14 protein-coding genes and 1 riboswitch are annotated in these 12,446 nt (G+C 33.3%); all 14 genes read right to left on the bottom strand.

Going from position 1 to position 12,446, the window contains the following annotated elements:
• Nucleotides 1-205: 205 nt before the first annotated feature.
• Entirely contained in the window at nt 206-1,186 is a 981-nt protein-coding gene (locus tag CN925_RS07015) for a quinone oxidoreductase family protein (RefSeq protein ID WP_098845542.1), read from the bottom strand.
• 110 nt (nt 1,187-1,296) lie between these two features.
• The gene (locus CN925_RS07010; RefSeq protein ID WP_098845541.1) at nt 1,297-1,887 is read right to left on the bottom strand and encodes a TetR/AcrR family transcriptional regulator; all 591 of its coding nucleotides are present in this window, start codon (nt 1,885-1,887) and stop codon (nt 1,297-1,299) included.
• 45 nt (nt 1,888-1,932) lie between these two features.
• Nucleotides 1,933-2,442 (bottom strand): GNAT family N-acetyltransferase, encoded by a 510-nt coding sequence (locus tag CN925_RS07005; protein ID WP_098845540.1) that lies wholly within the window; start codon nt 2,440-2,442, stop codon nt 1,933-1,935.
• Between the two features lie 20 nt (nt 2,443-2,462).
• Nucleotides 2,463-3,077 carry a VC0807 family protein gene (locus CN925_RS07000; protein ID WP_098845539.1) on the bottom strand — a complete coding sequence of 205 codons (615 nt, stop codon included), beginning with the start codon at nt 3,075-3,077 and terminating at the stop codon, nt 2,463-2,465.
• Nucleotides 3,078-3,451: 374 nt separating this feature from the next.
• Entirely contained in the window at nt 3,452-4,087 is a 636-nt protein-coding gene (thiE, locus tag CN925_RS06995) for a thiamine phosphate synthase (protein ID WP_180232883.1), read from the bottom strand.
• Nucleotides 4,078-4,890 carry a hydroxyethylthiazole kinase gene (gene thiM / locus CN925_RS06990; RefSeq protein WP_098845538.1) on the bottom strand — a complete coding sequence of 271 codons (813 nt, stop codon included), beginning with the start codon at nt 4,888-4,890 and terminating at the stop codon, nt 4,078-4,080. Before thiM ends, thiE begins: the two co-directional genes overlap by 10 nt.
• Nucleotides 4,874-6,112 (bottom strand): putative hydroxymethylpyrimidine transporter CytX, encoded by a 1,239-nt coding sequence (cytX, locus tag CN925_RS06985; protein WP_098845537.1) that lies wholly within the window; start codon nt 6,110-6,112, stop codon nt 4,874-4,876. The genes thiM and cytX overlap by 17 nt, the downstream gene beginning before the upstream one ends.
• Nucleotides 6,105-6,911: a bifunctional hydroxymethylpyrimidine kinase/phosphomethylpyrimidine kinase gene (gene thiD / locus CN925_RS06980; RefSeq protein ID WP_098845536.1), complete on the bottom strand. Its 807-nt coding sequence runs from the start codon at nt 6,909-6,911 to the stop codon at nt 6,105-6,107. Before thiD ends, cytX begins: the two co-directional genes overlap by 8 nt.
• A 135-nt stretch (nt 6,912-7,046) precedes the next feature.
• Nucleotides 7,047-7,156, bottom strand: a riboswitch (TPP riboswitch).
• Between the two features lie 106 nt (nt 7,157-7,262).
• Entirely contained in the window at nt 7,263-7,415 is a 153-nt protein-coding gene (locus tag CN925_RS06975; RefSeq protein WP_025568315.1) for a FeoB-associated Cys-rich membrane protein, read from the bottom strand.
• A gap of 18 nt (nt 7,416-7,433) precedes the next feature.
• Nucleotides 7,434-9,434, bottom strand: a complete 2,001-nt coding sequence (gene feoB / locus CN925_RS06970; protein WP_098845535.1) for a ferrous iron transport protein B — start codon at nt 9,432-9,434, stop codon at nt 7,434-7,436.
• Entirely contained in the window at nt 9,428-9,658 is a 231-nt protein-coding gene (locus CN925_RS06965) for a FeoA family protein (RefSeq protein WP_056469652.1), read from the bottom strand. The genes feoB and CN925_RS06965 overlap by 7 nt, the downstream gene beginning before the upstream one ends.
• 208 nt (nt 9,659-9,866) lie before the next feature.
• A complete protein-coding gene (locus CN925_RS06960) occupies nt 9,867-10,241 on the bottom strand; it encodes a hypothetical protein (protein WP_098845534.1) in 375 nt (124 codons plus the stop codon).
• Nucleotides 10,231-11,727: an FTR1 family iron permease gene (locus tag CN925_RS06955; protein WP_098845533.1), complete on the bottom strand. Its 1,497-nt coding sequence runs from the start codon at nt 11,725-11,727 to the stop codon at nt 10,231-10,233. Before CN925_RS06955 ends, CN925_RS06960 begins: the two co-directional genes overlap by 11 nt.
• 232 nt (nt 11,728-11,959) lie before the next feature.
• Nucleotides 11,960-12,442: a DMT family transporter gene (locus tag CN925_RS06950; protein ID WP_098845532.1), complete on the bottom strand. Its 483-nt coding sequence runs from the start codon at nt 12,440-12,442 to the stop codon at nt 11,960-11,962.
• Nucleotides 12,443-12,446 lie beyond the last annotated feature (4 nt).

The raw sequence follows: 12,446 nt of genomic DNA, 5'->3' as shown, positions 1-12,446 counted from the left end.
ATCAAATAGCAGTGGAGTCCCATACTTCGTGTATAAGAAATAAATATTTTAATCTTACAATTGATAATATTCGATATTTTCTACCATTTTCCTTTAATCTATGTTCGACAAATTGAGACAAGAGAGGAAAGGTTCGGAAAAGTAGTCCCCCTATTCAAAAAATAAAAAAGACATACCCCTAATTACAGGGATACGTCCAACTTAATTAATTCTTGATATCTAATACTATTTTCCCAGTACTTTGCCTGCTTTCGATTAATCTATGGGCACTAACTACATCTTCTAATGAAAAATAATGCCCTATCTTAATATTTAAAAGCCCTTCATTTATATATTGAAAAACTTGTTTCGCTGTTTCCTTCAATGACTCTGGTCTTTCTTTTCTTGTTGTACCTAAACTAAAACCAAGGACAGATCGACAACTTGAGTGTAACTCGCCTGTTTTAAAATGACCAACTTCACCACTTGAATTTCCAAAATGAACTAGTCGCCCGTATTTTGCTAAACAATTAATGCTTTGTTCTGAAATTCTACCTGCTACTGAATCTAAAATAATATTAGCGCCAATACCGTCAGTTAACTCATTTACTATTTCTGAAAAGTTTTCTTTTTCATAGCAAATCACATGATCTGCACCAGCGTTTAATGCATACGCTATCTTCTGCTCACTTCCTACTGTTCCAATAATCTTACTAGCACCTAAAATCCTTGCCATTTGAATAGCAGTTGTACCTACACCACCAGCAGCAGAATGAATTAATACTGTTTCTCCTTTTTCAATTCTAGCTAAGTCAGCTAAGAGTTTATATGAAAGAAATGATACCGTTGGACAAGCTGCTGCCACATCAAATCCAACTGATTCAGGTATTTTGAATGTTAAATTCTCATTTGCTACAACGTACTCTGCATATGAACCACCTACCGGAAATGCTACAACTCTTTGACCAACTTTAAACTGCTTAACACCATCTCCTATCGCTTCAATAGTCCCGGCTGCGTCTAGACCAGGGATAAAAGGAATTTTTCCTTTACCTTTTTTTCCGTATCTAGCTTTTACATCTGCAAAATTTACACTGGCTTTTTCTACTTTAATTAATACTTGTTTAGAATTAATTATTGGCACTTCCATATCAACAATCTTTAATACTTCTGGTTTCCCAAACTCAGTCACAACAACTGCCTTCACAATCTCCACCTCACTTACGATCATTATCTTTATTTTATCTGTAAGAATGAAGTCTCGGAAAATAACAATTTATTATGAGTTTCAATAAGACAGGCTTATTAGTTACTTTGTTATTGTAAAGTTCTGAACATAATCTCGAATATATCGCTCATATTTATGTTAGAATTGTCTTTGTTCATTGTATTTTGAACCCTTAAACCATACATAAACGTTAGAAATAAATTTGCCATTTTTTCTGCATCAACTACTAAAGGAATCGCACCTTCTTCTTGCCCTACTTCGATCCACTTTATTGATGTTGCTAGACTATGCAAATATACATCCTTTAGGATTTCTTCAACCTTCTGATTATCCATTCGACCTAGTAGATAAATAAATATTTTAGTTGTTACATCCTGTTCTGTAGAATGTTTAGCTACTCCACTTGCAATTACTTTGAGTGGGTCATTAATTCCTATTGTTTCTTTCATCGAAACAACTTCAAAAAATTTTGCATCGACTTGCCCGATACGTGCTTTTAATATCAATCCAAACAGTTCATCTTTTCCAGTAACATAGTGATAAATAGCCCCTTTAGAAAGTCCTGTTCGATCAATAATATCTTGCATCGTTGTTTTTCTACAGCCTTTTTCTTCGATGAGTTGTTCAGTAACTGATAATATCAGTTGGAAGCTCGAATTTAGCTGCGAATTCTCTTTCATGTTTACCTCCTATGGCAAAATATTTAATAATTCTAATCTATTAAATTAATGATTATTTAGTTGTTTTTCCATACAATAGTAGGGATTTTTTCGCAATGGATACTCTATAGTCCCTTTATTAACATAGCCATACTTTTTATATAGTCCCACTGCTTCGTTATTTGAAGAATATACATCTAATCTAATACTCGTATAGCCCCTTTGTATTGCTAATTGTTCTACATACTCTAATAGTAATTTTCCGATTCCTCTTCCTTGGTATTCAGGTCGTACTGCAAGTCGGTGTATACAAACTGGGGTCCCATTTTTGTCATCCCAATTTATTTGTTTATACTTTTTACTCTGTGATTCATCTAGTACAACAGCCCCAATTACGACATGATTGTCAATTATTCCATATATATTTTGGTTAGTTATATCACTTCGAATAACCAATGCATTCGGGTAAAATAAATCCCATTGGTCATTATGGTTGCTGCGCAAGTGCTTCGTCACGGTTCTATAAAGATTCAAAATGCTTTTTTTATCTTTCTTTTGAATCGGAATAATATCCATCTCTACTCTCCTTATCTAAATTACTTTGTTAGCTGTAATTTAATTTCTTGAAGCTTTTTTGCTGACTTTCTTCTATAAATAACAGTCCATAAAGTTGCAGCACCTATAAATCCATAAAGAACATAATTTGAGAAAAGTAAATATCTTTCCGTTGATAAATCATAAACCATAATGATTCGTACAACTGCTTCTGATAACAACATAATTCCCCAGACAAGTGTCATTAATCGCATAACAAAGCGAAAGTATTTAATATTCCAGTTTTCAGCAAAACGATTATTTTGGATAAACCGCATTCCTAAGTAAAATATTATAGGGCGTTTGAATAATAACGATATTAAAAAGATTATCCCAACAGAGGCTGTAATTAATGATTCTCTTACAAGCAAAATTTTTTCACTGCCACCGAGGAGGACTAACAAAAGGGTTAGAATTAATGTAAAAAGCATTAAACCTCCAAAGGCATCAAGCCTTTTATGCTTCCACAAATGAACTACATTATCAACTAATGGAATTAGAGTTGCAATTGAAAGTGCTAAAATACTGCTCATGTAATCTGATAACACAACATAAATAACCCAAGGTAAAATACCGTTAATTACTAATGTAAAAATAACATACATTTTTTTAGACATATGATCATCCCTTTGACTAATTTTTTATATAGAGAGTTAGTTCTGCCTTTATACTACGAATGAAGTTCTTATATTTGCTTAATTAAGCTCAGTTAATAGGTAGACTTCAGATCCTTTTCATAAACAAACGTGCTACATCAGGTTAATACCGACTGTCGGTTTGTTTCTCTGTAAGATTATATTATGTACCGACCGTCAGTATGCTAATAAAAAATACATCTTTTTCGAAAATAGGCTGACATTCCGGTAAACTTTAAATTAATTTGAGGGAGTTTACGTATGATTTCTTACAATTTATTTAACTTTTAGATAGACAAAAAAAGGCACCTATCCATCAAATAACGATGTAATAGGCACCCTACACATAATTTTATTTACTTATTAACTAACATACTCAACTGTTCAGCAGCCGATTTAATATCTTCTTTCCCTAAGATCGCAGAAACAACCGCTACACCATCGATTTTTGTTTCCATTAACTCTGAAACATTTTCTTCATTAATACCACCAATCCCTACGATAGGAATCTTTACCTCTTCACGTATGTTTCGTAATTCATCTAGCGTTAAATACTTTGCATCTAGCTTTGTAGTTGTTGGGTATACCGATCCAATACCTACATAATCTGCACCTTGTTCCTGGGCAAGCATTGCTTCTTCTATTGTTCTTGCAGAAACGCCAATGATCATATCTTCTCCAACAATCTTTCTAGCTACAGTTAAAGGTAAGTCATCTTGTCCGATATGTAAGCCATCCGCTTTAATTGCTAAAGCGATATCTAGACGATCATTAATAATTAATGGAACATTATATTTTGAAGTTACCTCTTTTACTTGCATAGCAATTTTGTAAAAGTCTAGACTACTACAATTCTTTTCTCTTATTTGTACGATTGTTGTTCCACCTTTTATTGCATCCTCAACGGATTGAACTAAATCCCTTGATCCCAAAACATCTTTATCTGTTACTAAATAAAGCTTATAATCTATCTTCTTTTTAATTATAGCCATTCGATTTTTCCCCCTGTTAGAAGTGTATGTACAGAAACTTTCGATACCTCATCAAATAAGTTTACTTTAAACGTGCCAATTCCTTGTCCTTCATTTAGTCGAGCTTTAGCTAGTTCTCCGCATAGACCCATCGTAGTTATACCGGAAACAGCTGCTAGGAAATAATCATTCGTTGCACCAGCATAAGTACCGATTAATGATGTACTCATGCATCCTGTTCCAGTAACATCAGCTAGCATTTTATCTCCATTTGAAACGGTACACACTCGATCTTGTTCTGCAATTATATCTACCGCTCCTGTAATTGCTACTACTGAGCCTAATTTTGCTGAAAGAGATTTCGCAATTTCAACACCGTCTTCTTCGTCAGCTACAGAATCAACACCTTTAATTTGAACATTTAAGCCAGCAATCATTTTAATTTCTGACATGTTTCCACGAACTACTGCAAAACGTACTTCTTTCAATAGTTTGGCAGTCGTTTCTGTACGTAAAGTTGTTGCTCCTACACCAACAGGATCTAATATAACTGGTACACCTAATTGATTAGCTTTTTTACCAGCTTTAATCATTGATTGAATTGTTCTTTCATTTAATGTTCCAATATTAATAACAAGAGCTGAAGCAAATGATACCATTTCTTCTACTTCGGCTAAATCATCTGCCATAACTGGTGATCCGCCTAGAGCTAACACCATATTTGCACAGTCATTAACTGTTACATAATTTGTAATGTGATGAACTAGTGGCTTTTTCTCTTTCACGCTTTCAAGAATTTGACTCATTTCATTTATAGTTAACATTTTTTTCTCCCCCGATTTGTTTTGGAACAAGCTTATTTATAACAAACTGAACAACTATATAGATGACACAAATTAAAATCATACTTGGAACAGTAGCTCCAAGAAAGAAGTCTAATTGTACAAACTTACGATAAATAAAAACGCCTAAAACCCATGTGATAATCGCGATCCAATCAATTTTCAACGATTTATTTATATTTGTTCTTTTTAGAATAAAGTAGTCCGTCAATAAAATTGCATATAGTGGTGCAAAAAATGAACCAATTGTATATAAAAATCCTTCATACTTCTCTATAGGGAAAATAATGGCTAGTAAAGTTCCAATGACAGTAACGATAAGGGCTATCTGTTTTCCATTTAGTTTTGAAAAAATGGTTGTAACTGATATTCCTGCAGAATAAGCATCCATGAACGTTGTTGTAACAGTCGCTAAGACGACGATACCAACTGCAAATAATCCTAGATTTGCACTCATTAAAACAGCAACTGGGTCTACTTCATTAAAAGCTAATGCTACGCCTAGTCCAATAATATACATCCAAGAGCTACCAAACATATAACCTATAAAACTACCAATTGCTCCATCTTTTGTTGTCTTCGCAAATCGTGTATAATCACTGATTAATGGAATCCAAGATAATGGCATAATCACCGATAATTCAACTGCTTCGCCAAAAGATAATCCTGAAGTACTTGGTTGAGTTAAGATTTTATCACTTTTAAAAATGACAAAACAAAGCACAATTGTTAAAACAAATAATAAGCAAACAGCTAAACTATTTAGTTTTTTTGAAGCATTTTGTCCAAAGTACAACCAAATTGCTATTAATACTCCAATTACTAAACACCAAACCCATAGGTGGTCAAATTGATAATCTTTTATTGTAACTAAATTGATTGACCGAGCTCCTGTTAAAATCATAATTGCTGTCCAGCCTAGTAATTGCAGAACATTTAAAATCGAAAACAAATAGCTACCATAGCTACCGAATGAAATTTTTGTAGATTCCATGGCCGACAATCTTTGCTGAGACCCAATAACTCCACCTAAAATAAGCAATAATGTACCTAGTAAATGACCTACTAAAATGGCCGTTAAACCTTTCTTAAAACCTAGCGGTGCTACTAGCGCACCAGTCATAATTTCTGCTACAGAAACAGCCGCACCAAACCAAAGTGTTGTATAGTTCCACTTCGTCATTTTTGCATTTTGATTAGACATGTTGAACGCCTGCCTTTTCATACAGTGAGTAGAAATGATGTACAGGACCTACCCCTTTTCCGATTGAAAAGGAATTTTTAATTGCTAATGTAATATAGTTTTTTGCCGCTCTAATGGCCTCATTTAATTCAAGTTCATTTGCTAGATTAGATGTAATCGCTGAAGATAAAGTACAACCTGTACCATGGGTATTAGTTGTATTAATTCTAACGCTATTAAAACTTGTAAATTCCTCACCATTAAAACAAATATCCGTAGCTTCACCTTCTAGATGACCACCCTTTACAAGGACGTTCTTAGCACCTAATGCGTGAATTTGAATAGCGGCTTCTTTCATCTCTTCAATCGTTGTAACTTTTCTTCCAGTAATAACTTCTGCTTCAGGTAGATTTGGCGTAATAACCGTTGCTAGTGGAATCAATTCTTGAATTAAAGCTTCCTTTGCATCCAAACTTAATAAGTCAAATCCACTTTTTGAAACCATGACTGGATCAACTACGATTTGCTTTGGTTTATATTGTCTTAGTTTCTCAGTAATCACTTTAATCGTCTCTATTTGTGATACCATTCCAATTTTTACGGCATCTACTTCAATATCAGTAAAAATTGCATCTAACTGACTAGCAATAATCTCTGGTGTCATGTCTTGTACTGCAAACACTCCTTGCGTATTTTGAGCTGTTACTGCCGTAATAACACTCATTCCAAATACTCGATGAGCCGAAAAAGTCTTTAAATCCGCTTGAATACCTGCACCACCACTTGAATCAGAGCCTGCTATCGTTAATACTTTCTTCAATTTTCTTCCCCCTATTTCATGAATAGAACTCTTTGATCTTACAGATAGAAGATGAAACTTGATTTTAAATACAAAAAAGCACAAATCCCATAAGGACTTGTGCTCGAACAAATCAATGTTATGAATACAAAAAATGTATTCTACCGTTCACTTTCCTACGCTGGCATTATCCAGATCAGGTTAAAGGGTCAAAGACTTAGTGTCTTAATCTCAGCCGAACATTTACGGCACCCCTAGTACTATTCAATTATTTTAAGTTGATTACTTTATCATCTTAATGAATCCAACTATTATATTCAAGTATTTAGATTGATTACTTTAAATTTAATCTTTTGACTTATCGCTATATTTCTATTTTGAATAATTTGTATCACAATTTGAACTACAAGTTTTTGCGATTGAGCACGAACCACATTTACCTTTTTTTGTTTTCTTTATATATCGTAAAAGTGTCCACCCTGCGTATCCAAAAATAAGAGCTCCTATTATAATATTGACAATCATAAGTAGATACTCCTTTCTTTAGTAGCCTAATAGACTTCCAACTTGATAAATAATTAACGCTAATATATATGCAATAACTAATGCATAACCAACTGAGAAATATGTCCATTTAGCTGAACCTGTCTCTTTACGAATTGTCGCAACAGTTGCTAGACATGGCACATACAATAAGACAAAAACCATAAAGCTAAATGCGGAAAGTGCAGAAAACTGTGTTGACAGTATCCCTTGTAAAGAATGTGCATTTGGCACGTGATAGATAATATTCATAGCAGATACTACAACCTCTTTAGCTAAAAATCCTGTTAATAAAGAAGCACCTGCTTGCCATGTACCAAATCCTAAAGGTGAAAGGATTGGTGTAAGTACCCCCCCAATCATTGCTAAAAAGCTATCATCCATAGAAACACCGAAACCACTTGGGCCCATATAAGATAATAACCATATAGCTACAGAACCACCAAAAATAAACGTACCAGCTTTTCGAATAAAGCCTTTCCCTTTGTCCCATGTGCTTCTAAACAAAGCTTTACCTTGTGGCATACGGTATGGTGGGAGTTCTACAACAAATAATGAAAACTCACTCTTTAATATTGTAGATGAAAAAACCTTAGCTAATATTAATGCAACTACTATACCGAGTATATACAGTGAAAAAACTACTATTGCTTGATTTTTCGCAAAAAACGCTCCAACGAATAGTGCGTATACTGGTAAACGCGCCGAACAAGACATTAATGGTGTTAACAAAATTGTGAGTAGTCTCTCTCTAGGCTGTTCAATTGTTCTAGCAGCCATAACCCCAGGTACATTACAACCAAATCCTATAATCATTGGAATAAATGCCTTACCGGTTAGACCTACCATTTCCATTGAACGATCCATTACTAAAGCCGCTCGAGACATATATCCAAAGTCTTCAAGAAATGATATTAATAAAAACAAAATAAAAATTTGTGGAACAAAGACTAAAACCCCACCAACACCGGCAACAATACCATCAAGAATAACTGCTTTAATAAAATCAGATGCATGTATTGCATTTAATCCGTTTGTTAACCAGTCTGTTACAGATCCTGATAAAAACCCATCTAATGCGTCAGATAATGGTAACCCTAACCAATCAAAAGTAAGCTTAAACATTAAAAACATTGTCACTAGGAAAATCGGAATACCCAAAATTGGGTGTGTTACAAATCGATCAATTCGATCAGTTAATGTAACTGCTTCACTAGATTCTTTCTCTACCGATCTACCAATTAAATTTGAAATTACTTCTTTTCTTACAGAATAAATCCATTTTGAAGGTGATACACCTAGTTCACTATTTAATTGCTCTGCTGTTATTTTAATTACTTCGTCAATTTTACTAAAATCGTAGGATGAAGCTATAAATTCGATTACCTCTTTATTACCTTCTAAGATTTGTATTGCAGTCCATCTTTTAGGAATAGATAAAGTTGAGGGCAATCGTGTCATAATATTTGTAATACCGTCTTCAATAACTTTTCCATAATCAATTTGAAACTCAACTTCAGATTGAGGAATTGTCTCTAGTAATTCATTTACTTCGTTTGTTCCCTTACCCGATCTAGCATCAATTGGAATAACTGGTACTTTTAATATCTTTGAGATACTAGAAGGATCAACCGATATTCCTCTTCTTTTAGCAACATCAACCATATTAAGACCAATTATCATTGATTTATTGAACTCTAGAAGTTGAAGAGTGAGCATTAAATTTCTCTCTAGTTGAGCAGCGTCAACAATGTTAATCATCCCATCAAATGTTTCATTAACAAAAAAATGTGAAACAACAGCCTCATCTTTTGAAAGAGGGCTCAGAGAATAGATACCTGGTAAATCGATTAGATTTCCAAGTTTATTTTTTATAGTCCCTACCTTTTTTTCAACGGTAACCCCACTCCAATTACCTACATATTGGTAAGTACCTGTTAAATTATTAAATAGAGAAGTCTTTCCTGTATTTGGATTTCCAATAAGCGCTATATTTAACATATTTTTTCTACCTTTATCCCAGATGCATCATGAAATCGAATGCCAAGTGATTGTCCGCAATTTTCAATCATACATGGTCCTTTAAACGGCATTGTACATTGTAGGCAGACCATAGCCCCTTCACTTATCCCTAAATCTAAAAGGCGTCTCTTCACTGCCTCACCTAGTGATGACAAGTCCGTTATTTTTGCTTTTTCGCCTTTTTTTAATTCTGAAAGTAACATAAGCGATTCCCCCGGATCAAAACTTATTATTCACAAACAATTAATAATGATAATCCTTATCAATATCTTTATCTTAAGGCAATGATAGTTAATTGTCTACCTGCTTTTATGAAAAGGTTTACCTAAGAAAAAATTCCCAAAAATTGAGCAAAAAAAAAGAAAAAAAAAACCCACAAAGAAAATTCTATGTAGGCTCTATTAATTAATTCTATTTTAAATCTTTAACTTCTTTTAATACACTTTCTAATTCGTCACCAGCTTGGTTAAGTGTATCTGCATTCAATGGAGATACCTTTACTCCTGCTTCAATAATATGAAGTGGCGTTTCAACTTTTTCATAAAGTGATTTGTCTTTATCTTTTACTGAGTCTTCGAATTTTTCCCATGATTTTTCAAGGGCTTCTCCGCTATCTTTTGCCTTTGCTTCATCATTATTTGAAATTTGTGCTTTTAATTCCGAAATCGTTTTGATCATATCATCAGAACCAGTTTTAATTGCATCGTCTGTTTTCGATCCACATGCAGATAACGTTAATGATAGTCCTAAAGCCATTGCTGCGACTAGTTTTTTATTAGATAACATTTTTTGTTCCCCCTGAATTTTCACTATTTTTTTTATTGTTTTTACTAGAGAATCTATTATAAATAACTGTAATACATGCTATTAGCAACAAAATCATCTGGGGTACAAAGCTCTCCCAAGTTGAATAAATTGCAAAGAAATCAATTGTAGGAATAGGAGCCTGAGTCGCTGGAAGTAATCCAGAAAGTTGTAAACCATGAATACCCATGCCAGCAAATTTAAAGCATAAATAGAACATTAATATACTTGAAATAAGGAAAAATGGTCTCATTGGAATTTTTAGCCCAACCTTTAAGATTAAGAAGCTTAGTATTGCTAAAATTGCGAATCCTAAACCAATTCCTATTAATAATGACGATAGTTTAATTGATGACGCCATTCCAATAAAGAATAATACAGTTTCAGTTCCTTCACGAAAAACTGCTAAAAATGCAAGAATTGATAAAGATAATAAACTACCAGTATTTAATGCCTTATCACTCTTAGTCTTAATATATTGTTGCCATTGTCTTGTATTGGATTTGCTATGTAACCAATAACTCATATATAAGAGCATGACAGCAGCAAATACTCCAGTCCAACCTGCGATTAGGAAGTTATTACTTCCAAAAGCACCTGCTGAGAATAAAATGTTTACGATAACACCTAGTATGATACTGACAGCTAATCCAGCACCAACACCGAACCAGATCCACTTACTTTTCTTTTCTTGTCCAGACTTTTTAATAAATCCTAATAATGCAACTACTACTAGTAATGCCTCTAAACCTTCTCTTAGTAAGATCGTTATAGCATCAATCATCGTATAACTAGTTTTAGAAGCTAATGGTAATAGATAATCCCGCATATTAGTAATTGTTCTTGTAGCCGCTTTCACATCCGGTGTTTTTGCAGTAAGCATTGCATAAGACGTAACCATATCTCGTTCAGCATCAGTATAAACTGTTTGAGATTGCGTCAATACAACACCTTCAATATTGATCCAAGATTTTCTAAATTGATTGATTTCCGATGTTGCCCCTGATACATTATTATCTTTTAAATCTGCTAGTGCCTTATTTAATATTTCAATTAAATCTTCAACGCTACCAGTACTTTTTGAATCTAATTTTGAGCTAGCAAACTGATGAGAAATAAACTTTTCATTTACTTCTTCTAAATCTTTAAGTGCAGTAACTAGTGCATTTTGATTCACTGTTTTTTGTGCTAGGTTATACTGAACCATTCCCATAGCTTCCTCGATTTTGCCATATGCATCAATCGATTTATTTTTTATTCCATCCTCTTTATCAAGCCATTCATCATTGAATTTTTTATATTCCTGCTCAGCAGATTTAAAATCTCCTTTTTGTGCAGATTGTATTGCACTTTCTACAAACGAATTTGCATGTGTTAAATCCTCTTCAGGGCTTTGTGCAAATGTTTTAAACGGTAAAACTAATAATAGTAAAGTTGTTAAAGTTACTTTAATAAGAGCCTGCTTCATCGTTGATATTCCCCTTAATATAAATGATAATCATTATCACTTCTTGATAATAAGGCTATTTCAAGTCATAGTCAATTATATTTTTATTAACTATTTTTAATATTTGGGTTAACATTAGACAACCAAACGCCCTTCAACTACACATTTCAAAATTTTGTATTTCATAGGTTGGAATTACTTTCTAGTCATTTGATAGTAGTTTTGAAATGATCAAACAAGTATCTAATTTAATTTATATTTTACTAGAATGATTTTTTATTAGCTTTATCCCTTTAAAACTCATTCCGCTCAATTTAAAAATTAAAATACCACTTATAATAAGCAAAACACCAATTAGTTGCTTAAAAGAAAACCCCACTCTCTCAAGTCCTAACCATCCTCTAGAATCAAATAATAATGCAGACATTAATTGAGAAGTTAGAACAATCGAAATAGCATAAGTTGGACCAAGAATTTTAGTACTTTTCGTTAAACAGAATACAACGCCTACACCAACAATTCCGCTAATCCAATACCATTTTTTCATATTATGCAAAATAAATAACTGCTTACCATCAAAAAGTAGACCCATTAAGAAAGAAGCTAAAAAACCCATTCCTAATACAAATGTCGTCGTTACCCATATTCCTGTTCGTTCATTAACTTTACTATTGAATATATTTTGCAAACCAATGAGTGCTCCTGAGATTAAAGATAATAGTAAACCATAAAGCATCAGC

Origin of the sequence: Bacillus sp. AFS055030 (assembly GCF_002574545.1) — a bacterium.
Lineage (GTDB): Bacteria > Bacillota > Bacilli > Bacillales > Bacillaceae_G > Gottfriedia.
The sequence above is the reverse complement of the archived record's forward strand: the minus strand, read 5'-3'. Positions and strand labels throughout refer to the sequence as shown.

Bases quoted from the DNA above. Each gene is read 5' to 3' on its own strand.
- CN925_RS07010 (WP_098845541.1), bottom strand. From the start codon at position 1,887: ATGAAAGAGAATTCGCAGCTAAATTCGAGCTTCCAACTGATATTATCA.
- CN925_RS07005 (WP_098845540.1), bottom strand. From the start codon at position 2,442: ATGGATATTATTCCGATTCAAAAGAAAGATAAAAAAAGCATTTTGAAT.
- CN925_RS07000 (WP_098845539.1), bottom strand. From the start codon at position 3,077: ATGTCTAAAAAAATGTATGTTATTTTTACATTAGTAATTAACGGTATT.
- thiE (WP_180232883.1), bottom strand. From the start codon at position 4,087: ATGGCTATAATTAAAAAGAAGATAGATTATAAGCTTTATTTAGTAACA.
- thiM (WP_098845538.1), bottom strand. From the start codon at position 4,890: ATGTTAACTATAAATGAAATGAGTCAAATTCTTGAAAGCGTGAAAGAG.
- cytX (WP_098845537.1), bottom strand. From the start codon at position 6,112: ATGTCTAATCAAAATGCAAAAATGACGAAGTGGAACTATACAACACTT.
- CN925_RS06975 (WP_025568315.1), bottom strand. From the start codon at position 7,415: ATGATTGTCAATATTATAATAGGAGCTCTTATTTTTGGATACGCAGGG.
- feoB (WP_098845535.1), bottom strand. From the start codon at position 9,434: ATGTTAAATATAGCGCTTATTGGAAATCCAAATACAGGAAAGACTTCT.
- CN925_RS06965 (WP_056469652.1), bottom strand. From the start codon at position 9,658: ATGTTACTTTCAGAATTAAAAAAAGGCGAAAAAGCAAAAATAACGGAC.
- CN925_RS06960 (WP_098845534.1), bottom strand. From the start codon at position 10,241: ATGTTATCTAATAAAAAACTAGTCGCAGCAATGGCTTTAGGACTATCA.
- CN925_RS06955 (WP_098845533.1), bottom strand. From the start codon at position 11,727: ATGAAGCAGGCTCTTATTAAAGTAACTTTAACAACTTTACTATTATTA.
- CN925_RS06950 (WP_098845532.1), bottom strand. From the start codon at position 12,442: ATGCTTTATGGTTTACTATTATCTTTAATCTCAGGAGCACTCATTGGT.